The organism is Paenibacillus sp. JCM 9796, from assembly GCF_055379675.1.
Genome location: NZ_AP043723.1, coordinates 363,688 through 389,796, shown reverse-complemented (window position 1 = coordinate 389,796; position 26,109 = coordinate 363,688). Strand labels below are relative to the sequence as shown.

Here is a 26,109-nt window from a genome sequence, read left to right as displayed (position 1 = left end):
TCCAGATAACAATCCATCCATCCCCGAGGGAAGAATTCCTTTGTTTAAGGAGTTCAACGCAGAGCCTCGGGAATCCTTCCTTGAGGTGATGAAAATGTTGAAACTTCGTGACGAGCAAATAACGATGTGGGATGCGATTCTTCCGGAAGCTGTTAGAACGCTGCCGGCCGAACTTGCCATCATCGATCGCTTGCTGGACGACGAAAAATTTCTTCAACCATTCGCGAAGCTGCATCCGAAAGGCAAGAAGAGCGGTCGCCCTACGCTGGCGATCGAGAAGTACATCCGTCTTATGGTCTTGAAACACAAATATAATTTGGGCTACGAGTCGCTCGTGAAGGAAGTTGGCGACAGCATCACCTGGCGAATGTTCTGCCGTATTGCCATCGATGAGAAGATGCCGGATCCGTCCACGCTCATCTATGCCCGCAAACGCTACGGCGATAAAATCGCCCAGGACATCAACGCTGCGCTTATCAAACAGTGTGAAGAAAAAGCGATTCTGAAAACCCGTAAATTCCGTACAGACACGACTGTCGTGGAATCCGACATTCATCACCCGACAGATGCTACGCTATTGCAGGATGGTGTGAAGGTCATCACGCGAATGATTCAGAAAATCCGCAAGGTCGCTTCCCACGCCGTTCAAGGCTTTGAAGATCGTACGGCTGAAGTTAAAGAAAAGATTCTGTCCATCGCCAAAGTACTGCGGCGTCGCACACGGGAATCGTGGGAAGAAGTTGACAAGATTACGCAAAGCGTAATCGAAGTAACCGACAGCGTCGTAAAGGGTGCACAAAGCGTCGTAGAAAAACTGCAAGACAAGGGCAAAACGGCCGTTCAGCAAAGCAAAGCAAAACTGTCGGCGGCGGTCGAGCTTACCGGGAAACTGCTGGAACAAGCCAGACAGGTCGTCTCCGGCAATCGTATCATCGCCGATCGTATCGTCAGCTTCTTTGACCCCGAAGCCAGGCCGATCAAGAAGGGCAAGCTAGCCAAAGGCACGGAGTTCGGATACAAGGTGCGAATCGACGAGACGGAAAGCGGCTTCGTCACCGGTTACGCCGTCTATGAGGGAAATCCCTCTGATGACGAATTGCTTGTTCCCGCCATAGAAGCACATATCAAGCAGTTCGGCAAAGCACCGCAGGCCGTAGCCACCGACCGCGGCTTCTCAAGCAAGAAGAATGAAGCAGCCATTACTGAACTTGGTGTAAAGCGAGCCAGCTTGCCGCGAAAGGGCAAGAAAGGCATTGCCCGCACGGAGTACGAAAACGAAAAATGGTTTAAGGACTTGCAGCGTTACCGTGCAGCCGGAGAAGCGAAGATTAGTCTTCTCAAGCGCAAGTACGGTTTGAACCGCAGCAGGTACCGGGGCTTTGCTGGCTCAAAATGCTGGGTCGGCTTCGGAATCCTGACCCACAATCTGCAAAGAGCAGCAAAAATGCTTCAAAACTAAGGTAGAAATAGAAATCCGGGGGAACCGACATCCACAAAACCACTCGGCTCCCCGAGACCATTTTTAAAATTGGACTTTTTCAGGAGCAACTAGTTATGGTCAACTTTATTTGGTTGTTCTTTATCGTTGCCGGATTCATCGTCGCCGCATTTCAGGGAAGAATCGATTTGGTGACCGAGGCCGTTTTTGAAGGCGCGAAAAGCGGCGTCACCGTTTGTTTCGGCCTGATCAGCATCATGGTGTTCTGGCTCGGGATGATGCGGATCGCCGAGGATGCAGGCCTGCTGCGAACGATGGCCAGACTGCTCAGCCCCGTCGTCCGCATGCTGTTTCCCGGTGTCCCGAAGGATCATCCGGCGCTCGGATACATCATGTCGAACATGAGCGCGAACATTTTCGGACTCGGGAATGCGGCTACGCCGATGGGCATCAAAGCGATGCAGGAGCTGCAGAAGCTGAATCCGCACAAGGAAATCGCAAGTCCCGCCATGTGTACCTTGCTTGCGCTGAACACGGCGAGCATTACCTTGATCCCGACGACGCTGATCGCCATTCGCATGAGCTACAACTCGGCCAATCCCGCGGAAATCGTCGGCACGACCTTAATGGCCACCTTCATTTCGACGCTGGCGGCGATCGTGGTCGACCGATGGTACAGAAGTCGAAATTCGCCGATCGATTTGAGGAAAGGATGAGGCGCCGTGTATGAATGGGTCAACTTAATATCCGCCTGGGCGATTCCCGTTATCATCGTGTTTATCCCTTTATATGCCGCTTACCGGAAAATCCCCGTCTACGAATCGTTCGTGGACGGGGCGAAAGACGGCTTCGATACGGCGATCCGCATCATTCCTCACCTCGTCGGCATGATGGTGGCGATCAGCGTATTTCGCGCGTCCGGCGCGATGGATTTATTCATCGGCTGGCTGAAGCCGATTTGTGAACGATTCGGGGTGCCGAGCGAAATCATCCCGCTTGCTTTCTTGCGTCCGATTACCGGCGCAGGATCGCTCGCTTTCACGACCGATCTCATCTCGCAGTTCGGGCCGGATTCGATGGTCGGGCGCATCGCCTCCACGATTCAAGGCAGTACGGATACGACGCTGTACGTCATTACCGTATATTTCGGCGCGATCGGCATCCGTAAAGCGGGATACGCCCTGAAGGTCGGCCTGATCTCCGACGCCGTCGGCTTTATCGCCTCGATCGTCATTTGTTATTTGGTGTTTACCGCGTAATGGCTTCCTTCGTTTCACCCCCTCCTTTGTCCGTACATATACTAAGGTTAGCGATCCCGGAAGAGGTGACCTGTATGGTGTATTACGGCATTATCATTCATCATTCCGCTTGTCCCGCCATTAACGGAAAAGGGTATGACCTGTTTATCGCCAGGAACGGCGTCATCATCCCTTCTTCCGCCCAAACGGACCCGCTGTACATTCATATTTGCTTGGAAGGCGACTATACGGAACCGCGCAGCATCCGGACGCCCGAAGAGAAAGAGCAATGGTTTGTGCTGAACAAGCTTGTTTTGCGTTTATCCGAAACGTACGGTTTTGGGCCGAAAGATCTCTTTCCGCACTCCGTCTCGTGCCCCGGAGCTGCTTTTCCTTGGTCTCAGCTTGTGATTTCACCCGAGGATAGGTATCATTAGCTTGAGGTGACTAGAGAAATGGAACGTTTGCAAAAAGTGCTTGCCGAAGCCGGCATTGCATCGAGAAGAAAATGTGAGGAATTAATAACCGCCGGCCGGGTGCAGGTGAACGATCAAGTGGTAACAACCTTGGGGGTCAAAGTGGATGCGAGCCAAGACTTGATTAAAGTAGACGGAAGGCCGATCCGCAAGCAGTCCAAGGTTTACGTGATGTTCAACAAACCGAAGGGCGTTATCACGAGTGCCGAGGATCCGGAAGGCCGGAAGACGGTGACGGATTTCTTTAAACATTTGAAGGAGCGGATTTACCCGATCGGACGGCTCGATTACGACACCGAGGGATTGCTCTTGCTGACGAACGACGGAGAGTTTGCGCATCTGTTGACCCACCCCAAGCATCACGTGCCCCGCACGTACTTGGCGACGGTCAAAGGGGTGCCGCACGGTTCATTGCTGGACAAGCTGAGGGACGGCATCAAGTTAGAGGACGGGATGACTTCTCCGGCCGAACTGGAATATCAGGACGTGAATCCGGAGAAGAATGAAACGGTCGTCAAGATTACGATTTACGAGGGCCGCAACCGCCAGGTGCGGCGCATGTTCGAGGCCATTCATCATCCGGTCGTCAAGCTGAAACGGGTGCAGTTCGGACCGCTTCAGCTTACCGGCGTGCCCCGGGGCAAGTCGCGGAGCTTAACGCCGCACGAAGTGGACGAATTGCGCACCGCAGCGCTCGAAATGGGGAAAGGCAAGTCACATAATATTCAAAAAGGTGAATCCGACGCTTGACAATTTTCGCTATAATAAAGTTAGGAACGGACAAACAGTCGGGTTTGAAGGTGTGGGATGATGGGGAAACATAGAACTTGGATACAAATTGCCATTTTTGCCGTTGTCATTCTCGTGGGCGGTTGGACGTTGACGAACAATTTGTTCTTCAGCGACAAGAAGCCGACGGAAGGCGCATCGGCCCCGAACTTTAAGCTGGTCGGCCTGGACGGGAATACGAAGGAGCTTGCGGAGCTCAAGGGAAAAGTCGTAGTCGTTAATTTTTGGGGGACGTTCTGCGAGCCGTGCCGGGACGAAATGCCGGCGCTTGAACGTCAGAAGGAGAAATGGGCCGGAAAAAATGTGGAAATTCTCGGCCTGAACCTGAATGAGCCGCGGGTGGCCGTCGAGAACTTTGTTAACCAATATAAGGTGACCTTCCCGATCTTGCTCGACAAAAATGAAGAAACACGAAAGCGTTACGGCGTATCGCAATATCCGACGACGTTCTTCATTAAGCCCGACGGCAAAATCGGAGTCATCCGGGTTGGGCAAATGGACGAAGCCTTTATCGATCAAACGATCTCTTCCTTGCTTCCGTCTTAGGTAAGGCTACACCGCTAACCGGATCCGGAGCGAAGCAAGCACGATTATTTTTACTATTCATAACGAGCGATTTATTTGAACGGGTTTAGCGAAGGTTAGGGTGAGGCCGGAGAGTTTACGTGCTGCCTTTGAAATCGACGTTCTACCCTGCTTGGGTTGATGATTCCAAGAACATCGATTTCAACAAAATCCGCAGGCCCATCCTAACCGCAGCGGCCTCCCATTCCAATAAATCGAGGAGGACACATGATTCACAACACCAAATGCGAATGCGGACACCAAAATCCCGTCGCCACGCTGCTATGCGAATCGTGCGGCAAGCCGCTGGAGGACGAAGGAGGGGCCGAGCCGCTCGAGATGAAATACGACGGCATGGCCAGACGCTCGCAGCGGGCGAATCCCGGGCTGTTGGACCGGGTATGGAACTTTTTTTCCTCGGTTAAAATCGCCATTTATTTAATTGTCATCACGCTGCTGGGCTCTGCGCTCGGTACCATTTATCCGCAGGAAAACACGTTCCTCAACATCGACCCGTCCGTTTATTACGAGCAAACCTACGGGACATTGGGCTACATTTATTATTTACTCGGGTTATCGCATACGTTCGAGTCGTGGTGGTTCATCACATTGCTTCTCATGATTGGCACGTCGCTTATCGTGTGCAGCCTCGACCGTGTGCTGCCGCTGTATCGCGCGTTAAGCAAGCAGCAAATCCGCAAGCATCTGAGCTTCATTACCCGTCAGAAATTGACGTATTCCGGCTCGATTCCTGTTGGCGCGGTACCGGGCGGACAGCCTGAAGCAGCGCCGGAGCAGGTATGGACGGAAACGGCCGCCAAGGCGCTTCGGAAAGCCCGTTACCGCGTGTATACCGACGGTACGGCGCTGCTTGCGGAGAAATACCGGTTCAGCCGGTGGGGGCCCTACATCAATCATATCGGACTTATTATCTTTCTTGGTGCGGTGCTGATGCGAAGCATTCCAGGCTGGCATATGGATCAGCACATCGGGTTTCCCGAAGGCAAGCTGGTGAAAATTCCCGAGACGAATTATTATTTGAAGAACGAGAAGTTTACTCTGGAGTATTACAAGCCGGAGGAAATGTCAGCCGAGTTTCGTTCCAAGGGACTCGATGTCCCGAAAGTATACGAAACGAAAGCGACGTTATACGCCTGTCTGGCGGATTGCGACGATCCGACGAAGGAACCGGTGCTCAAGGAAGTGCATAAGCAAGACATCATCGTGAACAAGCCGCTTGAGTATCAAGGTCTGCTCGCTTATCAATTCGACTTCAAGCCATCGCCGATGCTGATCTCGGTCAAGCCATCGTTGAAGAATAAAGAAACCGGCGAAACGTATGGCAGCTTTGAACTCTCGATGGACAATCCGAAGGAACAGTACAAGGTCGGCCCGTACGAATTAAAGCTCAAAGCGTATTTTCCGGAATTCGCGCTGGATAGCAAAGGCATGCCGATAACGAAATCGAAAGACCCGCTGATGCCGGCTTTCGTCTTCACGATAACAGGTCCTGGACTGCAGCCGCAAGGGGAGCCTTACATGTACTTCCCGCGTCAAGTCGACAAAGTCAATTTCCGGCAGGATGAAATTAACGGAGCGCTCGGCGCGAAGCTGGAGCTTGCGGTCGGTTCGATGGAGAACGTTAAAATATCCGAGTACATCAGCTACTTGAATATCCGGGTTGACCGGGCGATGCCGTACATTTGGATCGGCACCGCCATTTCGATGATTGGTTTGATTATGGGCTTTTATTGGAATCATCGCCGGGTTTGGCTGCGCATTGACGACGGCAAGCTGGCGCTCGGCGCGCATACGAATAAAAACTGGTACGGGTTGCGCAAGGAAGTTTCGCAGGTCCTCGCCAAAACGGGGATCGAGGTCGATCCGAATGCGCTCGAAAGAAGGGTGGAACAAGCGTGAGCAGCGCATCATTGCTGATAGCTTTCATAGTGTATTCGCTTGCATTGCTGGGATTCGTCATCGGCATTACAGGTAAAAAATCGGTTCAAGTGACGGACCCGGAAACGTACGTCAAGAAATGGGGCAGCATCGGACTGACGCTTACAATCGTCGGTTTTCTGTGTCATGCCACGTTTTTCTTTACCCGTTGGGCCGAGGCCGGACATATTCCGACGAGCAACATGTATGAGTTTATGACGTTTCTAGGCATGATGGTCGTACTGGCGTTCATCGTCGTATTCCTGATTTATCGGACTACGGTACTCGGCGTGTTCGCCCTGCCGGTTGCCATCATAATCATCGCCTATGCGTCGGTATTTCCGCACGAGGTGCAGCCGCTTATTCCGGCGCTGCAAAGCTACTGGCTGAAAATCCACGTGACGACGGCGGCGCTGGGCGAAGCGTTCTTCGCCGTCGGTTTTGCCGCCGGACTGATGTATCTGGTCCAGAACGTCAATTTCAGCAGCTCGGAGCGAAAGGACAGGCGTGAGCAGCGCGGTGTGGAATTCACGCTGTTCATCTTGGTGGTAGTCATCGCCTTCGTCGCGGCTATCTTCAGCTTTAACGGCTCCGGCTACAAGGCGGTGTTCTCCAGCAACGTCATCGTGACGGACGTAAACAACGTGGAACAAACCGTGAAACAGGAAACGACGTACGTGCTGCCGCCGCTGGTCGGACCTCATCAAGCCGAAACGGTGCAGATGACACCGTTCTTCGGGATGTCGGAGCCGCTGTTCGAAGCGCCGTCCTGGATGAAGGGCGCGAACGCAGGCAGGAAGCTGAACACGGTGATCTGGTCGCTGCTAAGCGGAGCGATTCTGTACGGGCTGCTCCGGCTTATCGCTCGTAAGCCGCTGGGCGCCGCGCTTCATCCGATGATGAAAGGGATCGATGCGGACGATATCGATGAAATCGGCTACCGCTCGATTGCCATCGGTTATCCGATCTTTACGCTGGGCGCCTTGATATTCGCCATGATTTGGGCGCATGAGGCATGGGGGCGCTTTTGGGGCTGGGACCCGAAAGAAGTGTGGGCGCTCATCGTCTGGCTGTTCTACGCAGCCTACCTGCACTTCCGGCTATCCCGAGGCTGGCAGGGGAAACGTTCGGCCTGGCTCTCGGTGATCGGATTCCTCGTCGTCATGTTTACGTTGATCGGCGTCAATCTGGTCATTGCCGGTTTACATTCCTATTCCGGCGTTTAAACGGGTTTGCCTTTAATTCCAGTTGAAGAGGAGATAGGCCATGACGGATATGAAAACGCACATCCTGGTCGTTGACGATGAAGAACGGATTCGGCGGCTGCTGCGGATGTACTTGGAAAAAGAAAACTACCGCATCGACGAGGCGGAGGACGGGGAGACGGCACTGCGCAAAGCGGTTGAATCCGACTACGATCTCATTCTGCTGGACGTGATGCTCCCCGGCATGGACGGCAACGAAGTATGCGCCCGTCTCCGGCAGGTCAAATCGACGCCGGTCATTATGTTAACCGCGAAGGGCGAAGAGACGAACCGCGTCCAGGGGTTCGAATCGGGCGCGGACGATTACGTCGTCAAGCCGTTCAGTCCGCGGGAGGTCATTTACCGGGTGAAGGCCATTTTGCGGCGCTCGTCGGTAACGGCCTATTTATCGAAGGAAGTCAATTCCAGCAACAACATCGTATTCCCGAATTTGGTGATCGAGCACGATGCGCACCGGGTTACTGCAGGCGGGCAGGAGGTGGCGTTGACGCCTAAGGAATACGAGCTGCTTCATTACCTCGCCGTCTCGCCGGATAAAGTGTTCTCGCGCGAGGAATTGCTGAAGGACGTATGGAATTACGAGTTTTTCGGCGATTTGCGCACGGTCGATACCCATGTGAAGCGGCTTCGCGAGAAGCTGAACAAAGTGTCGCCGGAGGCCGCCTCCATGATTACGACCGTTTGGGGCGTAGGCTACAAGCTCGAGGTGCCGAAGTAACGTGTTTATATTCAAAAGCGTTGTCGGCAAACTGTGGTTGACCATCATCGGACTCGTTGTCGTCGTGCTGTTGACGCTCAGCGTCTTTTTGTTCAAATTTATTGAAACGTCGTTCCCGAAGTCGAAGGATCAGGTGGAGACGTTAAACCGGCTGGCCGTTAAAGTGGCGAGCGAAATATCGCTGCATAAAGAGGAACGCCGCTATTTGCAAGTCGTGAACGAGCTGCTGAACGCGCAGGAGGCCAGCGTGCTGGTCGTGTCCAAAGATTTTGTGCAGGAAGAGACGCCGGTCGGCCAGCCGAACAACAGGCTGGTTCGGTATGACGACTTTTTCACCAAAAGCGATTTGCAAAAAGTGTTTGCCGGCGAAGTGGTCGACAACCGGAAATCAAACGTGGCGGCCCGTACTCCGCTGAGCAGCACGTATACGGCGGTCGCCGTTCCGTTCATGGATGAATCGCAAACGAACGTGGCCGGCGCGCTGATCATGTACCAGCTGACACAGTCTTCCGAAGAAACCCAGGCCTATGTGAAGAGGCTGTTCGTCGTGGTCGGGGTCGCCGGTTTTCTCATGACGACGTTCTTCGCTTTCTTCCTTCTGACGCGCATTACGCGGCCGCTCTTGAATTTGAAGAAAGCGGCCGACCTGATCTCCGAGGGCGAATACGGCAGCCGGGTCCCGATCACGTCGTCCGACGAGATCGGCGAACTGGGCAAGACCTTCAACCATATGGGCGAGCAGCTTCAGGATACGATCAAAGCGTTGAGCCACGAGAAGGAGCATCTGGCAAGCGTTCTGCGCAGTATGGCCGACGCCGTCGTCACCTTCGATGCGGAGGGACGCGTCATCCTGACGAATCCGCAGGGAGAGAGGATCATCCGGGAGTGGAACGAGATCGATTGGCTGGATGACGGCGGGGAAACCTCGGGAGCCCAGTCGTATCCCCGCGGCGAATGGAACCGGATCCCGGGCCCGATGCAGCCGCTGTTCAAGCGGGTCATCGCGCAGCCTGGTGAGATGACTTCGAAGCTGCTCGTGAAGAGCGAAGTGTGGTCGGTCGTCATGGCGCCGCTGTATTCGCAGGATCTCGTGCGCGGCGTCGTGGCCGTCATGCGCGACGTCACGGAGGAGCACCGGCTCGACAAGCTGCGCAAGGACTTCGTGGCCAACGTGTCGCATGAGCTGCGGACGCCGTTGTCGATGCTGCAGGGCTACAGCGAAGCGCTGCTTGACGACATCGCGGCCACGCCGGAGGAGCGTCAGGAGCTCGCTCAGGTGATCTATGACGAATCGCTCCGGATGGGTCGGCTCGTACGCGATTTGCTCGACTTGGCGAAGATGGAAACCGGCAACATGGAGCTGCATCTCCGGGAGCTCGATGTGCATGCCTTCATCAAGCGGGTGCATCGCAAATTTGCCGCTTTGTCCAAAGAAAAGGGCGTCTCCATGACGTATGCGCTGCCCGAGCGGCCGCTGACCCTGGCACAAGCCGACGAGGATCGCCTGGAGCAGGTGCTGACGAACTTGCTCGACAACGCGCTGCGCCATACGCCATCCCGGGCGGAGATTCAAATCCGCGCTTCGGAGACACAGCTGCGCGGGGAAGAAGCGGTGCTCATCGAGGTATCCGACCAGGGCATCGGCATTCCGGCCGAGGATCTGCCTTTTATTTTCGAACGCTTCTACAAGGCGGACAAAGCCCGTACACGCGGCGCATCGGGCGGAACGGGTCTGGGCTTGTCGATCGTCAAAAACATCGTAGAAGCCCATCAGGGCACGGTACAAGCGAAGAGTCAGCCAGGCCAGGGAACGACATTTTCTATCATCTTACCTTGCAAAAGCGGTAAAACATAACAAAAACCCCTCCGGTTCGCTTCCGGAGGGGTTTTTGTTATTGTTGAAAAACCGTACATATTCTTGTTGTTCGTGGAACAATCGGGACTTACAGGGAAAGCTCGTGAATATGGGTTAATTCCGGCAGCTTCGCCAGCTGTTCGAGTACGTCCGGCGGTGTTTGCTTATCCGTCGTCAAGACCATGATCGCCGATCCGCCGATCACTTTACGGCCGACCTGCATGGTAGCGATATTCACGTCGTTGTTGCCGAGCAGCGTACCGACTTTACCGATAATTCCCGGCTTGTCGTTATGGTAGATCAACAGCAGGTTGCCTTCCGGCGCGATATCGACCGGATATTGGCCGATTTGCACGATCCGTTCGCCGTAACCGGACAGGAGCGTACCGGCCACCGTGCGTTGTTCGTTTTTCGTTTTTAACGTGACGGACAAGAGATTCGTAAACGTTTTGGACGAGGACGATTTTTGAACGACGATGCTGATGTCGCGCGTCTTGGCCAAATGCATCGCATTGACGATATTGACGCCTTCCAGCTGGTTCTGGAGCACGCCTTTTACAATATAGCGGGTGAGCGGGGACGTATCGACGTCCGTTAAATCGCCCGCGAAGTTGACCGTAATTTCGCTGACGGCTCCGTCGATCGTCTGACCGAGGAACACGCCGAGCTTCTCGCCCAGATTGAAGTAAGGCTGCAGGGCGTTCAGCACGTTTGCCGGTACCGGCGGCATGTTCACCGCGTTTTTGAACGGCTCGTCACGCAGGATGTGCAGCACTTCTTCGGATACGTCGATCGCCACGTTCTCTTGTGCTTCTACAGTGGAGGCACCAAGGTGCGGAGTTACGATGACTTTCGGATTATTCAGGAACGGGTGATCGGCGGCTGGCGGCTCCGATTCGAATACGTCGAAGGCGGCGCCGGCTACGATGCCGGTCTCGATCGCTTCGATAAGCGCCATTTCGTCGATGATGCCGCCGCGTGCGCAGTTGATGATGCGCGCGCCTTTTTTCATAATTTCAAATTGCGGGCGGCTGATCATGTGGCGGGTTTCGTTCGTCAACGGCGTGTGTACCGTGATGAAGTCGGCTTTGGCGCAAATGTCGTTGACCGAACCGAGCTTCACGCCGATTTTCTCCGCGCGCTCTTCGGTCAGGAACGGGTCGTAGCCGAGCACTTCCATTCCGAATGCTTTCGCGCGTTTCGCTACTTCGCTTCCGATTCGGCCCATACCGAGCACGCCCAGCACTTTATTGCGAAGCTCGACGCCGACGAACGTTTTGCGGTCCCATTCGCCGCTGACGGTTTTCTTGTACGCTTGCGGAATGGAACGGGCGACCGACATCATCATGGCGAAGGTGAGTTCGCAAGTGGCGATCGTGTTGCCGTCCGGTGCGTTGATGACGACAATCCCGCGTTTCGTAGCGGCTTCGAGGTCGATGTTGTCGACGCCGACGCCGGCACGGCCGACGACTTTCAACCGGCTGCTTGCGTTCATGATGCGTTCGGTCACCTTCGTGGCGCTGCGCACGAGAATCGCATCGTAATCCGGGATAATGGCGACAAGCTCGTCCTCGGACAGCCCGACCTTCTTATCTACTTCCACATCCGGCGCATCGTACAGCAGTTGAATCCCCATGTCGCTGATTCCATCCATGACTAATACTTTAAACATTACATTTCCCTCCGTTTTTCCTTTTCTGTAAAAACCAAAAACTCCTCATCCCGATACGTCTAGCGTATACAAGGGACGAGGAGCTGATTCTCGTGGTACCACCCTATTTCGCCGCACGTTCACACGCGCGACCTTCATAGGTCTATCATGCAACAGACCGAGAATGGTAACGGCTTCTAACCGGCTGCAACTACTGATCGTTCGAGGCAGCAACTCAGGAGTGCTCCGCATATCGTTAACGTCCGGTTTGCACCGACCACCGGCTCTCTGTACGTTCCGCTTTATGCTTGGCTCCGTCATCGTTTGTTGAAATATGTCTCTTAAAGTTAATCCTACCTTACCATGTCATTTTTAGCCTTGTCAATAGGAGGGAGACCGATTTGTAATTTCGAAAATTTTGTGAAAAAATTGTTGTCCACATCCATTGCCGGCAACTGGGCTGCGGTTGCCGCGATCCGTATTCCGAAGTAAAATGTTAGCTGTACCTAAGCAAAAGAGCAGAGGAGGAGCGCTGACATGTCGTTCGATAGAATTGGTCCGGACGCGTTTAAACGGAAGCTGGAGCGCGGTGAGCTGGAAGGTGCGCTTGCCATCGATGTCCGCGAGCCGATGGAATGGGAGTTTTATCATTGGGATGAGCTGCAATTGATGCCGATGATGTCGATCCCGGAGCAGGTGGAAAGTTTGCCGAAGGATCGTCCGATTTACGTCGTTTGCGCGCATGGCGTGCGCAGTGCGAACGTTTGTCATTATTTGAGCGAGCGGGGATTCGAGCATATGATCAATGTGGAAGGCGGAATGGCTGCGCTCGCTGCATTGAAAGGGTTTCAATACGATTGAATACGACAAAAAAACAACCTGCTCATAAGCTTGCAGCAGGTTGTTTATGGTTCGGACACGTTTAATTTGTTGTAAAGAACGGAAGCTGCGGCAGCGTTTCATTTCCGTAATATTTGTTGCGTAAGCGTAGGTAGTCGCCGGCCCGAACGGCGTCTGTGGCAAGCAGCATGTCGACGATTTGGGAGACTTCAGTCAAGTTCATTTTATTGGCTTGCCCGGAAGCGATCATATCGTCGATTCTTGCGCTCAAATCTTGAGGCGTAAACGCACGAAATTGTTTGCCGCTCATCATGAAGCCGGCCAAATAATCGTTCTTCACATTGAGCGATAACGCCCCCCATTCTTTGACGTTCAACGGCTTCGTCACGTCAATCGCTTTAAACTGCGGGTTCACGGTTTCGTTCCACTTGACGATCGCGTCGTAATATTCCTTCTCGGCTTTAAGCGCGAAGTTTTTCGCTTCGCCGAGGTAGGCGTCGGCCTGCAGCTGGGCGACCAGGTCCGGCCCGGACACGGCGTTGGCCTTGGACGTATAATTGCGCAGCGCTTCACTGAACAGCTTCAAGCTTTTCATGTAATCGGTATGCGCTTCCTTCAGCAGAGGAGAGGAGTCCGGCGACGACTTGGAGCCGAGCCCGTCGTAGGCGGCTTGCGCTTGTTTAGCTAAATCTTTAAGGATCAGCGAAGCGTCCGCGGATTGATTGGTCTGCAAATCATCCATTTTTTCAAACCACGTTTTATGAAATTCCCTGTAAGGCTGATAAATGGTATGATAGAAGGACACCAAGTATTGCTGATGGTACGCGGTGAATCCGTTTTTTTCTTCATTTTGCTTCGCGATGAATTGTTCATATTGGGTCGTGGCGCGATCTTGTCCCATTTTCATCCCGTAAAAAAACGCCCCGAGAGCCACGACCAGCATAAAGATGAAGGTGATGGCGAATAAGTAGTCCGTTCGGTTCAACCGTTTTTCCATATCATATGCACCTCTAATCTTTTCCTCTGCTGAATAGTATAGGATAATTTGTCGAAAAAGGGAATCATCATGAAAAAATTCAACTTTAAGCAACTAAAGTTTCACCGGGTCAACATCCAGGAGATGAACGACCGTCTGCTGCTGATCAATTTGTATATTACCCAATTGATCGTTTTGCTGATCGCGGCTATCGTCATGTTTTTTCAGAAGCCGGACCTGCTATCGATGTTCTCCACCGCTCCGGGGGTGAGCATCGCCGTGTGGGGCGTGTTATTCGCCTTGGCCGTGCTCGCCGTCGATTTGTTCGTGTCACAATGGGTGCCGCCGGAAGTTACGGACGACGGGGGCATTAACGAGATGCTGTTCCGCAACCGGCCGTTGTGGCACATCGCCCTCATATCGCTCGTCGTATCGCTTTGTGAAGAACTGCTGTTTCGCGGCGCCATTCAGGCTTCCTGGGGTCCTTACTGGACAAGCATTCTGTTCGCGGCCATACACGTCCGATACTTGCAGCACTGGCTGATGACGGGTCTCGTCTTCAGCATCAGTTACGGACTTGGCTGGATTTATATCCAAACCGGATCGCTTTGGACGCCGATCGTCGCCCATTTTCTCATCGATTTCACGATGGGGTGCATTCTAAGGTACAGGAGAGAGTCATAAATGAGCGTCAAACGCATCCTAGCCGACCGGCCTCATACACAGCCGGAATCGGGAACAAGGGCGGGGTCCGATGTTCCCGAGGATCATTATTTGCCGCCGCGCAAAGTGGTCCATCCGACAGAGAAAGAAAAATGGCTGCGTTTCTTTTATCGGTCGCTGCTCTGGATTTTTGTACTGCTTGTCGCCGGACTGCTGGTGTGGGGCTGGCAGCGGATCAATGCATAGCCGTATCGATGGACTGCGGATCGACGAATGCGTATCCGCGTTCTTCCAAGCGGGTTAATAGCGTATCCAGCGCTTCCGCGGTCCAGGGCAGCTCGTGCATCAAAATATTGCTGCCGGGTCGAAGCTGCTCGAGAACGTTTGCGACAACCTGCTCGGGACTGTTATTTTTTACCGTCATTTCCCAGTCCTTGGAGCCGTTGGACCACGTCATGTACAGCAGCCCCTCCTCTTTGGCTTTAGCCCTGACTTCCTCGCTTCCCGAGCCGAACGGCGGACGGAAGAAAGCCGGGGCTTTCCCCGTAATCGCTTTTACCGCTTGCTGCACATCTCCGATTTGCCGATCGACCTTCTCTTTGCTTTCCTTCTTCAGGTCGATATGATCCCAAGAGTGATTGCCTATCGTTTGTCCGCGCTCGTCAAGGAGCTTGACAATATCCGGATGCTGTTTAATCCGGTACCCGTTCAGGAAAAAAATCGCTTTCGCTTTATGCTTGTCGAGCGTATCCAGCAGCGAGCGGTTAAGCTCCAAATCTTTGGGCCCGTCATCGAACGTAAGAAGCACGACTTGTTTCGTGTGCGCGGCCGCGTCTATCGGAACGATATCGTACGTTTTCGGGTTCATTCTGTAAGTTTTAGCCGCGGGCTGAGGGGCGGCAGGGTCCGGCTTGTCGAGGTTGCTCGTTGCGGCAGTCTCCCCGGAGCGGCTGCCGCCCGGGACGTTCGGTGTGTCGGAAGCGGCCGGGGTTGTCGGCGCGGTCAAATCAGCGTTCCGCTTAGAGTCCGTAGCCGCCGGGGCTGGAGTTTGCACAGGCGCCGCTGCCGGCTGCGAATTCGAGCAGGACACGACGAGCAGGGCGCTCAGCGCGACCGCTGCTGAGAAGGTGAACCGGATCTTGTGAGTCATTGTCGTTTTCAAACTCCCGTCTTCGTAATAGTTAACTGACTTCCTGATTTTATCATGCATGGTTACCCTGCTCCTAGCGGAAAATATAATCGTACACCACAACAATGGAGGGATGGCTATGAGACTGGGAGCATTTTTGTTCGGCGGGCTCGTTGGGGCTGCTGCGGCGATTTATGTGGCGAACAAGACGAAACCTTTTGCGTGGTCGGCATGGACTGGCAGCGATTTGGCCAGCAGCTTCTTGAACGCGACCGGCAATCAATCGGGCAACTCCAAGAAGAATACGGCAGAAGCGCAGCCTTCTTTCAAACAAGCTTCGACGACTACCGCGAGTGCGGAAAAATCGAATAAAAAAGAGACGGCGATCGATGAAGATTTGTTCAAGGCCGACGGCCTGAACAAGGTCGGAGATATCGTCAACCAGGATCCGAAGCTGAGAGCGGCGGTAGACGAAATTATGGCGGGCAATTCGCAGAAAAGCGAGCAGCGCGCGCACTAATACGGTAATCACTCACACATTTTCGATTGCAATCGACGCGGAGTCGTTCCCAAGCGGGACGTGCTCCGTGTCTTTTTATGTTTTTGCCTATTTTTCAGAGGGTAACCGTTCTTTTCTTGCGGGTTTGTGATATAATAGTCGTAGCATGGAATACAAGCTTTTCTTATCCATGTCCAAGGACCGCAGAAATCGGGCCTGCCCTAATTCAGATGCGGTTGTCGTACGACCCACGGCACACCTTTATAAACTAAACTTCATAAGCTGTTATTAAAGTCGGCAAGGGAGGAATCCAGTATGAAAATGGAGCGTTTAAGTCAGGACAAGATACGGATATTCCTCACATTCGATGACTTAACGGAGCGCGGCATTCAGAAGGATGACATGTGGCGAGAAATCCCGAAGGTTCATGAGCTGTTCAGCGAAATGATGGATCAAGCTTATATGGAGCTAGGATTTGACGCAACCGGGCCGCTTGCCGTGGAAGTTCTCGCTATGCCGGCGCAAGGAATGATGGTCATCGTAACGCGGGGGAAAATGAACTTCAATTCATCTGACGATACGCTGGAAGACGAACTTGAAGAAGAAGTGTACGAGCTGGAATTAACGTTGGATGAGACGGATCAAGTAACGTATGCGTTTCATGACTTCGAAGATTTGTTGAGGCTCGCCAAAGTCATCGGACCGATGCTGACTGACGGAGGAACGTTGTACGCTTACAAGAACAAGTGGATCCTGCTGCTTGATGCAGAACCGATGGACGAGAAGAAGCTGCAGTCCGTCGTGGCCGTGTTGTCGGAATACGGGGAAGCGACTTCAGTTACGCAAGCGGTGCTGGAAGAATACGGCAAGACGGTTATCGCCGAGGACGCCGTCGGAACGCTTTGCGCTAAATTTCAATAAAGCTTTATCGGGAATTACCGTTTCCATGCATAAGATACATGGTAAAGCATTCGCAAAAACGATCTGTTTTTGAGGAATGCTTTTTTTGCGGGGAGGAACTAGACAGGTGAGCGGAACGAACATGAGCGCGGCGAAGCCAACTTTCGACTTGGAAGAGCTGGTGTCCCATTATCAAAAACAGCTTCGCGATGATGCGAACCATTATTTGCGGCGCAGAGGCATCGAGAATGAAACCGTCGAGCAGTACCGAATCGGCTTCGAGCCGGGCAAGATCGGATTTTACGTCCAATCCGGGAAACTGGGCGATTACTTTGAGAATCGGATCATTATCCCGATCGTGAATAAAGAAGGCGTTCCCGTCGATTTGATCGGACGTACGATCGATAACCGCGAACCCAAATATAAGACGCTGCTCGGGATCGAAGATTATTTGTTTAATGAACCGGTGCTCGAGCAGGCGGAAGATGTCATATTATGCGGTGGCATCTTCGATGTGCTGAGCTTGGCGCAGTCCCGACTGCCGGCCGTCTGCGCTTCGGCATGGATGAGCTTCAAGGATGCTCATCTGGAGAAGCTGCGGGATAAGCGGGTTTTTATTTGCTTGGGCAACGACGAGCTGGGGCGAAGGGAAAGCGCGAAAATCGAAGGTCAGCTGCAAGGGATCAGCAAGCAAACGTTTATCGTCAATTTGCCCGAGTCCATTCGGGATGTGAACGATTTCTTTGTACGGGTGCAAAATCCGCTCGACACCTTCATGCAGTTGCTGAACGAAACGATGGAGGAAGCGCTGCTGCTGCCGATTGCGCCCGATGTGAAGAACATTACCGCCTATACGGAAGAATATATGAAACGTTACCGCGGCCAAGTGTCCGGTATTACGACGGGAATCGCGAATCTGGATGAAGCCTTGATCGGCGGACTTCGTGCCGGGCTGTATTTTATCGCAGGAGGGGCGTCTTCCGGCAAAACGATGCTGATGAAGCAAATTGCCGACGAGATCGCTTTCTCGCAAATCCCTGTCGTGTACGTGTCATGGGACATGACTGCGTTCGAGCTGTGGGCCCGCAGCATCGCCCGGATTATCGGTACAGAGCCGCATCGCGTGCTGAGCGGCAAAGCTTCGCCGGACGAAGTGAGCCGTGCGAACAAGAAGTACGCATTCATCAGCAAATGGATGTGGACGATCGAGTGTTCGCTGGAAACATCGATGGACCGGGTGTTCGCTACGATCGAGAGGATCGCAAGCATCGCCGGCCGGACGCCTGTCGTCTTCATCGACCACTTGAACCGCGTGCCTACGACCGGCTTGCAGCGGCAGCCGCAATCGGTCGCGGAGCATCAAACGATGCTGGCCTATGTGCTGAAGCAATGGTCCAGGGAGTGGGGAGGGCCGGTGCTGGCCGCGATTCCGTCCAACCTGGGCTCCGAGAAGCTGCCGGAAGGCGTAGAAGCATCTGCGGATGTCATCCTCGGCTTGAAGCACGGCGAGCCGGAAGAAACGGACGGCTGCGTCGTAAATTGCGCGCTGGAGCTGCTTAAGCATCGCAACGGCCCGCTTGCCCGGGTACCGCTTCGCTTTAACCAGCGAGAGGCGAGGTTTGAAGCCGTAACGGAGGCCGGTAAGGCTGGCCCCGTCGCACCGGAGGGTGCGTAAAGGCTTTCGATCCGCTAAGAGGTGATGGCATTATACAACGAAAATGACTATAATGAACTCATGAAGGAAACCGAGGATAGGAGGGATCGCACCTGAGCATACTGTCACTTCTGATTGCAGCCGTTGCGCCGGGTGTCGCCCTGCTGTCCTATTTTTATTTGAAGGACCGGTACGATCCGGAGCCGATCTCGTTCGTGCTGAAGCTGTTTTTCTTCGGCGTGCTGCTCGTCTTTCCGGTTATGGTGCTGCAGCGCACCCTGGTGCAAGGCTTAGGCGATCATCCGTTCGTGTTTTCGTTCCTTACCTCATCGCTGCCTGAGGAATTTTTCAAGTGGTTTATCGTCTATTTTATTATTTATAAACATACGAATTTCGATGAGCCGTATGACGGTATCGTGTATGCGGTCGCCGTATCTTTAGGGTTTGCCACCTTGGAGAACGTATTGTACGCTTTTTTGAATGATTACGACTTCACGGCGCTTCTGATGCGCGCCTTCCTGCCGGTATCGGGACACGCCATGTTCGGCGTGATGATGGGGTATCATTTCGGCAGAGCCAAATTTTCTTCCGACCGAACGAGCAGGCATTTGGCGATGGCATTATGGCTGCCGTTCTTCTGGCACGGCGTGTTTGACTATACGTTATTCGTCTCCAAAAATTACTGGGTCTGGTTCATGATCCCGTTAATGACGTTCTTATGGCTGCGCAGCTTGTTGAAGGTGAAACGAGCCAACGCCAAATCGCCGCTGCGGATGGCGACGCGTGAGGAGCGGGTTAAAATTTAGGTCGATTGTCAATAATAGGTAGTAGCCTATTATATAAAGAGACCCGGAGGACGCCCCATGAACGCCCTAAATTCGCGTGTTAAAGTCATTATTCGCTGCAATTTGTGCGGCGAGAAATTTATTTTGAGAGGCCGTAAAGAAAAAGGGAAAATCGATACGGGTTTCAAACAGTGCATTTGCAGCAACGATCATGATTTCGAAATCGAAATGAACGATTTTTAATCGGTAGAAAAAGCCGGCCGCGATGGCCGGTTTTTTTGCATGCACCGCATCTTGCATAAAGCAACTGCCTTCAGGCGAAAACTAAGCCCAAGTTTGGCTGAAGAAGGGAGATTGTTCGCACATGTACAAAAGGCTAAGCATCGTGATGTTTCCGATTTTGCTCGTGGCTCTTATCGGAACGGGTTTCTGGGGGTACTTGGAGCATCAGGAGAAAAACTCCGTCCTGATCAAGGCGGAAAATCAATATCAGCGTGCGTTTCACGATCTTTCGTTCCATGTGGATAAGCTGCATACGGAGATCGGCAATACGTTGGCCGTTAATTCCACCTCTCAGGACGCGTATAAAAAAGGGTTGATCAACGTATGGCGCATTACGAGCCAGGCGCAAAACGAGATCAGCCAGCTGCCGCTTACCCTGCTTCCTTTCAACAAAACCGAGGATTTTCTGGCTAAGATGTCCAATTTCTCCTATCGTGCGGCGGTTCGCGACTTAAGCAAGCAGCCTTTGACGGATGACGAGCTGAAAACGCTGAATACGCTCTACGAGCATGCGACGCAAATCTCCAAGGATCTTCGCGAGGTGCAGTCGACCGTTATGGCGAAAAACCTGCGCTGGATGGATGTTGAGCTGGCGCTGGCCTCGGAGAAAGAACCGCAAGATAATGCGATTATCGACGGTTTCGCCACCATGGACAAAAAAGTGAGCGAGTACCCGGAGATCAATTGGAGTCCCGCCGTCATGAGCATGTATCAGAAGCGGGATATGAAGATGTTGTCCGGTTCGGTCGTGACGGCTGAAGATATCAAACGGAAGGCTGCACAATTTGTGGGCGTGCAGGACCCGAACGCCGTTCAGGTGGTGGAGAACGGGACAGGAACCGAATACGAATCGTTCAGCGCCTCTGTAGCCAAGCCGGGCACAAACGACGGCGTACACATGGACTATTCCAAAATCGGAGGGCAGCTGCTATGGTATAACGCTTCGCGCGACGTGGCGACCAAGAGCCTGGACCTTCGGCAAGCCCGCGATATCGCGGCGCAATTTCTGGACGAGCACGGCTATGGGAATATGACCGCGGTCAGTTATGACGAGTACGGCAATCTGGCCAACATCACCTTCGCTTCGCGCAACGGTGACGTTATCAATTATCTGGAGAAGGTTGCCGTTAAAGTGGCGCTCGACAATGGAGATGTGACGGGACTTGAGGCGACCGATTACGTGTTTGGCAAGAAAGAACGCCAGCTCGCCGCCCCGAAACTGACTCCAGAGGAAGCGAGGAAGACGTTAAGTCCGAGCTTTAAGGCGGAAAGCGTCCGCCAGGCGCTCATTCGTAACGAGCTCGACGAAGAAGTGCTATGCTACCAATTCATCGGTCGGGTCAACGGAGGCTTATACCGGATCTACATAAATGCGGACTCGGGCGTCGAAGAGAAGATCGATCAAATTCGCGCTGAAGAAGCGCAGGTAGCCCGGCAATAACAGGGAAGAAAACCCGGAATCCAATCCGGGTTTTCTTTATGCAAGCCAAGCGCCACGAGCGCTGCCGCCAGGGTACAAGTCCCTGGATATTCATGCTTCCCATATTTTCCTGGCGTGATATAATAGTAAGGTGGTACTAGTTCCAAAGAACCGCCAATCATCCTTCAGGAGGTGTGCAACGTTGCTTCCGAAAGTCAATCAGATTTTACATATACAAGTCAATTCCATCGACGAAGAAGAGGCGAAGCAGGAATATAAATCCAGAATCGCCGACATCACGGACGCCTATATTAGCATGGAAGTGCCGATCAGCGAGCAGTCAGGACGGTTGAAGCGGTTGTATTCAGGAGACGAGATGTCGATTTATTACTTGACGGACGGCGGGGTGAAAAATTATTTCAACTCATCGGTGCTCGGTTTCTCCGATGACGTCATACGTCTTGTGCACATTAAGAAGCCCGAGCCGGAATCGATCACGAAGGTGCAGCGCCGCAACTTTCTGCGCGTGCCGGCCGAGCTTGAGATCGCTGTTAAGTACTCCGATCAGTTTCAATTCGTCTCGATGACGGACGATGTCGGCGGCGGCGGGATTTCATTCTTGTGCGACGGTTATATTCCGGTCGGGTCGGGACAGATGGTGAGCTGCTGGCTGCTGGTGCCGTTCAAGAACGGTCAAACTGAACACGTCCCATTCAAAAGCGAGATTGTTCGCGTGAAAAAGCTCGAAACCGGCAGGCAGCAAGTCATGATGCGATACTCGGAGATTTCGGACCGCGATCGTCAGAAAGTCATTCGTTATTGCTTTGAGCGGCAGCTCGATTGCCGCAAAAAATAAATGCATAATTTTCCAAACGCCGGGGAAACTAGCCGCATCCCAGAGGCGGAGTGATTCGAATGAGCCGAAAGCATGATAAACTTGCAAGCCGTAGGTACGAAGACCTTTTCTTGTTGTTCTCAAAACGGGTGGAGAGAGTTTTGGCGATCGTGCTGATCGTGCTGCTCTCCGCTACCATATGTGCTCAGGCCATTCTGCAAATCCCGTACTTTCGGCATTTGCTCGTGAAAGTGGAACGGCTGGAGGGGAATCCGTACGTATCTTCCCGGACGAAATAATTCGATAAGGGGTAGGCATGGAGGCCCTGTTTTGCATTTCTGAAGAAAACTATGGTATAATTTTCTACGTTCGAGGCTTCGGCCTGTTTTTTTTTCAGATCGCTCGTCCGCTTTAACGGGTTAGGAGGCCGCAACTTGGAGAAGTTTAACATCGCAATCGACGGTCCGGCCGGCGCTGGCAAAAGCACCATTGCAAGGCTGGTGGCGGGTAACCTAGGTTTTGTTTATGTCGATACCGGTGCGATGTACCGCGCTGTGACATGGAAGATTCTAGATGAAGGCCTGGGTGACGAACAAACGGCGGAGATGATCGCCCTTACGAAGCGAACCGATATCCGCTTGACTCCGGGTGAGAACGGCCAGACCGTCTTTGTAGACGGACGGGATGTAACGGGCCTCATTCGATCCGCAGAAGTGACGGGCAATGTTTCGAGAGTTTCCTCCATTGGGGAAATCCGAGAGGTGCTGACACGTAAGCAGAAGGAAATGGCGGCGGGCAAGGGAGTCGTCATGGACGGCCGGGACATCGGAAGCCATGTACTGCCGAATGCGGAAGTAAAAGTGTTTTTGACGGCAAGCGTGCGGATTCGAGCGGAGCGTCGATTGAGAGAAATCGCCGATACGCAGCCGGACGTTTCGCTGGAGCAGCTGATGCAGGATATTGCCGAAAGGGATCGAATGGACGAGCAGCGCGAAGTTTCGCCCTTGAAGAGGGCGCCGGATGCCGTGTTGATCGATACTACCGAGATGACGATTCCGGAAGTGGTGGATCGCATTTTGGAGCTGTGCAAGAGCCGTATCGGTGGAGGGAAGTAGGATGCTGTATCGTTTTTTACGCGGTGTGTTTCGCTTGATGTTCTCGGTCATGTTCCGTTTGAAGGCGGAAGGGAGAGAGAACATTCCGAAGGAAGGCGCCGTCGTATTGTGCGCCAATCATACGAGCAATTGGGACCCCCCCGTTCTTGGGAGCCTGCTTGAACGTAAGGTGCACTACATGGCGAAAGCCGAACTGTTCGAGCTTCCCGTGCTCAAGCAGGTGCTGCCGCGCATCGGAGCGTTTCCGGTTAAGCGTGGCGGAGTCAGTAAGGATTCGATCCGATTGTCGCTGCAATTGTTGAAGAATGGCGAGATTATCGGCGTATTCCCGGAAGGGACTCGAAGCAATGCGGGAGGCATGGGCAAGAAGGGAGCGGCAAGCCTGGCGCTTAAATCGGGCGCTACCGTTATTCCGGCGGCCATTATCGGCAATTATTCGTTATTTCGTCCGATGAAAGTGGTGTACGGCCCAGCGGTCGATATCAATGAGTTTGCGGATGCGGGTTCCGAAGGTTTGGAGCAAGCAACCGACAAAATTATGACGGTCATTCGCGAGATGGTTCGTCGTCACGAATCGAAATGAGAATTCGTGGCATACTTAAGAAATGATAAAAGAAGTAATTTTTTCTAAAAATAAACCATTACATGTCGTTAGGTTGTTAAGGAGGGTATTTGATCATGTCTGAAGAAACCAAAGTTGATCAAGAAGTGCAAGCTGCCGAGGTATCCCAAGAGGAATCGATGGCGAACGTCAACATTCTGAAGAAGGGCGATATCGTCACAGGCAAAGTCATTAAAGTCGATTCCGAGCAAGCGGTTGTAGATGTCGGCTATAAGTACGACGGCATCGTTCCCGTACGCGAATTGTCGTCCGTACAAGTGGACGACGCGACGCAAGTCGTTGAAGTGGGTCAGGAAATTGAATTGAAAGTCATCACGATTAACGATAATAAGGAAACGCTTGTGCTGTCCAAACGCGCGATCGAAGGGGAGAAAGCTTGGGAGAAGCTTGCTGCCGACATGGAGAACAAAACGATCCTTGAAGCGAAGGTCGCGGAAGTGGTCAAGGGCGGTCTGGTCGTAGACGTCGGTTTGCGCGGCTTCGTACCGGCATCCATGGTGGAGCGCAACTTCGTCGAAGACTTCAGCGACTACAAAGGACGTTCTTTGCGCCTGCGCGTCAAAGAGATGGACCGTGAGAAAAACAAGGTCATCCTTTCGCAAAAAGACGTGTTGGATGAAGAATTCGAAGCGGTGAAGAAAGAAACGCTGTCTAAGCTTACGGTCGGACAAGAATTGAACGGAACCGTACAACGCTTGACGCAGTTTGGCGCATTCGTGGATATCGGCGGCGTTGACGGCCTGGTTCATATTTCCGAAATGGCTTGGCATCACGTCGAGACACCTTCCGAAGTTGTGAAAGAAGGCGATCAGGTCAAAGTACAGGTGCTGAAGGTCGATCCTGAGAACGAGCGGATTTCCCTCAGTATCAAGGCCACGCAGCCTGGCCCTTGGCAGCAAGTGAAGAACACCATCAAGATCGGCGACATCGTGACCGGTACCGTGAAACGACTCGTACAATTCGGCGCATTCATCGAAGTGGCACCAGGCGTTGAAGGTTTGGTTCACATTTCTCAAATCTCGCACCGTCATATCGGGACTCCTCATGAAGTATTGAAAGAAGGCCAGCAGGTTCAGGTTAAGGTGCTTGACATGAACCCGGACGATAAGCGCATCTCCTTAAGCATCAAGGAAACGGAAGAGGCGCCGGCCCGTGAGGCGAAACCGGAGCGCGAACGCGGCGAGCGCGGACCGAAACGCGAAAGAGAATCGGTCTCCCATGAAGAAATGAACGGTTTGAACTTGACGCTCGGCGAGCGTTTCGGCGACAAACTGAGCAAATTTAAATAAGCTAGCGATTGATGGAAAAGAGGAGTCTAGGGTGCGCATACCGCGGAAAATGGAGCATGTCCATCATGCTTTGCAGCTTGGTCAAAGCGGATTGAACGGCTTTGACGACATCAAGCTGATCCACAATTGTCTCCCGGATACTTCGCTTGAACGCATCGCATTGCAAACACGGATCGGCGAACTCTCCTTGAGTTCGCCGATTATTATTAATGCGATGACCGGTGGAGCACGGGAAACGGAAGAAATCAACCGCGAGCTCGCTATTGCGGCCAGGGAACAGGGACTTGCCATGGCCGTCGGCTCGCAAATGGCAGCGATCAAAAACCCGGAGGTCGCTGCCAGTTACCGCATTGTACGAGAGATGAACCCCAATGGTATCGTGTTTGGCAATTTGGGCAGCGAGGCGACGCTCGAGCAAGCGCTGCAGGCGGTCGACATGCTGCGGGCGGATGGGCTGCAAATTCATCTGAATGTCATGCAGGAGCTGATTATGCCGGAGGGGGACCGCGTATTTACCGGTATGCTGGAGCGGATCAGTCGGATCGTGAGCGAAGTCGGCGTTCCCGTTATGGTGAAGGAAGTCGGCTTTGGCATGGCACGGGAAAGTGCGGAAGCGTTAATCGCAGCCGGCGTTCAGATGATTGACATTGGAGGAACGGGCGGCACAAATTTTGCTGCGATTGAGAACGCCCGGCGGGATTCGGCACTTGACTGGCTGAACGACTGGGGTATGAAAACGAGCATAGCCCTTCTAGAAGTGCTGGAGGCGGCGCGCCGAACAGGGACAGACCGCGTGGATGTGATCGCAACCGGAGGCATCTCTAACGCGCTTGACGTCTGCAAAGCGCTTGTATTGGGGGCTTCCGGCGTAGGGATGGCGGGTGCTCTGCTCAGGACGCTTCGTACGCAGGGCACCGAAGCCTTGATCCGACACATCGAGACGCTTCATGACGACCTGCGGTTATTGATGACGGCGCTTGGGGCCGGAACTGTAACGGCGCTGCATCGCGTGCCGGTCGTCATAACGGGCGAAAACGCCGTATGGTGTCAAGCGAGAGACATCGATATTCGCCAGTACGCTTCACGGCAAGGCTACTTCCAGCATTGATAAAATTTCATACAACCAGCCATACTAAGGAAAAAGAGAGGAATAAGCTTTTTCTGCGGG

General features: G+C 53.2%; 28 protein-coding genes and 1 other annotated feature. Of the genes, 24 read left to right on the top strand and 4 right to left on the bottom strand.

Going from position 1 to position 26,109, the window contains the following annotated elements:
- Positions 1–94 precede the first annotated feature (94 nt).
- The 10 genes from ACZ439_RS01930 to ACZ439_RS01885 all read left to right on the top strand — a co-directional run bounded on the left by ACZ439_RS01930 (position 95) and on the right by ACZ439_RS01885 (position 10,281).
- The gene (locus ACZ439_RS01930) at positions 95–1,459 is read left to right on the top strand and encodes an ISNCY family transposase (RefSeq protein WP_074730150.1); all 1,365 of its coding nucleotides are present in this window, start codon (positions 95–97) and stop codon (positions 1,457–1,459) included.
- Between the two features lie 95 nt (positions 1,460–1,554).
- The gene (locus tag ACZ439_RS01925; RefSeq protein ID WP_155614833.1) at positions 1,555–2,154 is read left to right on the top strand and encodes a nucleoside recognition domain-containing protein; all 600 of its coding nucleotides are present in this window, start codon (positions 1,555–1,557) and stop codon (positions 2,152–2,154) included.
- Positions 2,155–2,160: 6 nt separating this feature from the next.
- Positions 2,161–2,697 carry a spore maturation protein gene (locus tag ACZ439_RS01920; RefSeq protein WP_054797287.1) on the top strand — a complete coding sequence of 179 codons (537 nt, stop codon included), beginning with the start codon at positions 2,161–2,163 and terminating at the stop codon, positions 2,695–2,697.
- Positions 2,698–2,771: 74 nt separating this feature from the next.
- Positions 2,772–3,113: an N-acetylmuramoyl-L-alanine amidase gene (locus tag ACZ439_RS01915; RefSeq protein ID WP_054797286.1), complete on the top strand. Its 342-nt coding sequence runs from the start codon at positions 2,772–2,774 to the stop codon at positions 3,111–3,113.
- A gap of 18 nt (positions 3,114–3,131) precedes the next feature.
- On the top strand, positions 3,132–3,902 hold the full coding sequence (locus tag ACZ439_RS01910; protein WP_054799582.1) for a pseudouridine synthase: 771 nt from the start codon (positions 3,132–3,134) through the stop codon (positions 3,900–3,902).
- 60 nt (positions 3,903–3,962) lie between these two features.
- Entirely contained in the window at positions 3,963–4,487 is a 525-nt protein-coding gene (gene resA / locus ACZ439_RS01905; protein ID WP_464620561.1) for a thiol-disulfide oxidoreductase ResA, read from the top strand.
- A gap of 246 nt (positions 4,488–4,733) precedes the next feature.
- Positions 4,734–6,425 (top strand): cytochrome c biogenesis protein ResB, encoded by a 1,692-nt coding sequence (resB, locus tag ACZ439_RS01900; protein ID WP_464620560.1) that lies wholly within the window; start codon positions 4,734–4,736, stop codon positions 6,423–6,425.
- A complete protein-coding gene (gene ccsA / locus ACZ439_RS01895; protein ID WP_127607937.1) occupies positions 6,422–7,669 on the top strand; it encodes a cytochrome c biogenesis protein CcsA in 1,248 nt (415 codons plus the stop codon). The genes resB and ccsA overlap by 4 nt, the downstream gene beginning before the upstream one ends.
- A 40-nt stretch (positions 7,670–7,709) precedes the next feature.
- A complete protein-coding gene (locus ACZ439_RS01890) occupies positions 7,710–8,426 on the top strand; it encodes a response regulator transcription factor (RefSeq protein WP_054797284.1) in 717 nt (238 codons plus the stop codon).
- 1 nt (position 8,427) lies between these two features.
- Positions 8,428–10,281, top strand: a complete 1,854-nt coding sequence (locus ACZ439_RS01885; RefSeq protein WP_330164533.1) for a HAMP domain-containing sensor histidine kinase — start codon at positions 8,428–8,430, stop codon at positions 10,279–10,281.
- An 88-nt stretch (positions 10,282–10,369) separates the two neighbouring features.
- Here the strand turns inward: ACZ439_RS01885 and serA are convergent, their stop codons facing one another.
- Positions 10,370–11,953: a phosphoglycerate dehydrogenase gene (serA, locus tag ACZ439_RS01880; protein ID WP_464620559.1), complete on the bottom strand. Its 1,584-nt coding sequence runs from the start codon at positions 11,951–11,953 to the stop codon at positions 10,370–10,372.
- Positions 11,954–12,021: 68 nt separating this feature from the next.
- Positions 12,022–12,262 (bottom strand) — a binding site (T-box leader).
- A gap of 207 nt (positions 12,263–12,469) precedes the next feature.
- On the opposite strand from serA, the gene ACZ439_RS01875 reads away from it, so the two are divergent.
- Positions 12,470–12,793 carry a rhodanese-like domain-containing protein gene (locus ACZ439_RS01875; RefSeq protein WP_054797283.1) on the top strand — a complete coding sequence of 108 codons (324 nt, stop codon included), beginning with the start codon at positions 12,470–12,472 and terminating at the stop codon, positions 12,791–12,793.
- Between the two features lie 61 nt (positions 12,794–12,854).
- On the opposite strand, the gene ACZ439_RS01870 is transcribed toward ACZ439_RS01875, so the two are convergent.
- Positions 12,855–13,769, bottom strand: coding sequence for a hypothetical protein (locus ACZ439_RS01870; RefSeq protein WP_464620558.1), 915 nt, complete (start codon positions 13,767–13,769; stop codon positions 12,855–12,857).
- Positions 13,770–13,838: 69 nt separating this feature from the next.
- Here ACZ439_RS01870 and ACZ439_RS01865 point away from each other — a divergent pair, with 69 nt between their 5' ends.
- Together ACZ439_RS01865 and ACZ439_RS01860 are read left to right on the top strand one after the other, a co-directional pair.
- Positions 13,839–14,432, top strand: a complete 594-nt coding sequence (locus ACZ439_RS01865) for a type II CAAX endopeptidase family protein (protein WP_127607941.1) — start codon at positions 13,839–13,841, stop codon at positions 14,430–14,432.
- On the top strand, positions 14,433–14,657 hold the full coding sequence (locus ACZ439_RS01860; RefSeq protein WP_127607942.1) for a hypothetical protein: 225 nt from the start codon (positions 14,433–14,435) through the stop codon (positions 14,655–14,657).
- Here the strand turns inward: ACZ439_RS01860 and ACZ439_RS01855 are convergent.
- Positions 14,647–15,561 carry a polysaccharide deacetylase family protein gene (locus ACZ439_RS01855; protein WP_127607993.1) on the bottom strand — a complete coding sequence of 305 codons (915 nt, stop codon included), beginning with the start codon at positions 15,559–15,561 and terminating at the stop codon, positions 14,647–14,649. The two genes, ACZ439_RS01860 and ACZ439_RS01855, sit on opposite strands and share 11 nt — an antisense overlap.
- 118 nt (positions 15,562–15,679) lie before the next feature.
- Here ACZ439_RS01855 and ACZ439_RS01850 point away from each other — a divergent pair, with 118 nt between their 5' ends.
- The 4 genes from ACZ439_RS01850 (at position 15,680) to prsW (ending at position 19,399) form a co-directional block, all read left to right on the top strand.
- Complete coding sequence (locus tag ACZ439_RS01850) at positions 15,680–16,060, top strand: hypothetical protein (protein WP_464620557.1); 381 nt, start codon at positions 15,680–15,682, stop codon at positions 16,058–16,060.
- A 294-nt stretch (positions 16,061–16,354) separates the two neighbouring features.
- A complete protein-coding gene (locus ACZ439_RS01845) occupies positions 16,355–16,960 on the top strand; it encodes a genetic competence negative regulator (protein WP_054797281.1) in 606 nt (201 codons plus the stop codon).
- A 106-nt stretch (positions 16,961–17,066) separates the two neighbouring features.
- Entirely contained in the window at positions 17,067–18,614 is a 1,548-nt protein-coding gene (locus ACZ439_RS01840; RefSeq protein ID WP_236595932.1) for a DnaB-like helicase C-terminal domain-containing protein, read from the top strand.
- Positions 18,615–18,706: 92 nt separating this feature from the next.
- A complete protein-coding gene (prsW, locus tag ACZ439_RS01835) occupies positions 18,707–19,399 on the top strand; it encodes a glutamic-type intramembrane protease PrsW (RefSeq protein WP_464621182.1) in 693 nt (230 codons plus the stop codon).
- Between the two features lie 66 nt (positions 19,400–19,465).
- Here prsW and ACZ439_RS01830 read toward each other — a convergent pair whose 3' ends face one another.
- Entirely contained in the window at positions 19,466–19,678 is a 213-nt protein-coding gene (locus ACZ439_RS01830; protein WP_155614842.1) for a hypothetical protein, read from the bottom strand.
- A gap of 64 nt (positions 19,679–19,742) precedes the next feature.
- Between ACZ439_RS01830 and ypeB the strand changes: the two genes are divergently transcribed.
- From ypeB to fni, 7 genes are all read left to right on the top strand, one after another.
- Entirely contained in the window at positions 19,743–21,101 is a 1,359-nt protein-coding gene (ypeB, locus tag ACZ439_RS01825; protein WP_464620556.1) for a germination protein YpeB, read from the top strand.
- A gap of 181 nt (positions 21,102–21,282) precedes the next feature.
- Entirely contained in the window at positions 21,283–21,936 is a 654-nt protein-coding gene (locus ACZ439_RS01820; RefSeq protein ID WP_464620555.1) for a flagellar brake protein, read from the top strand.
- Positions 21,937–21,995: 59 nt separating this feature from the next.
- Entirely contained in the window at positions 21,996–22,214 is a 219-nt protein-coding gene (locus tag ACZ439_RS01815) for a hypothetical protein (protein WP_054797279.1), read from the top strand.
- A 135-nt stretch (positions 22,215–22,349) separates the two neighbouring features.
- Complete coding sequence (gene cmk / locus ACZ439_RS01810) at positions 22,350–23,030, top strand: (d)CMP kinase (protein WP_054797278.1); 681 nt, start codon at positions 22,350–22,352, stop codon at positions 23,028–23,030.
- Position 23,031: 1 nt separating this feature from the next.
- Entirely contained in the window at positions 23,032–23,613 is a 582-nt protein-coding gene (locus ACZ439_RS01805; protein ID WP_464620554.1) for a lysophospholipid acyltransferase family protein, read from the top strand.
- A gap of 95 nt (positions 23,614–23,708) precedes the next feature.
- On the top strand, positions 23,709–24,941 hold the full coding sequence (rpsA, locus tag ACZ439_RS01800) for a 30S ribosomal protein S1 (protein ID WP_054799580.1): 1,233 nt from the start codon (positions 23,709–23,711) through the stop codon (positions 24,939–24,941).
- Positions 24,942–24,972: 31 nt separating this feature from the next.
- Entirely contained in the window at positions 24,973–26,049 is a 1,077-nt protein-coding gene (gene fni / locus ACZ439_RS01795) for a type 2 isopentenyl-diphosphate Delta-isomerase (protein ID WP_054797277.1), read from the top strand.
- The last annotated feature ends 60 nt before the right edge of the window (positions 26,050–26,109 follow it).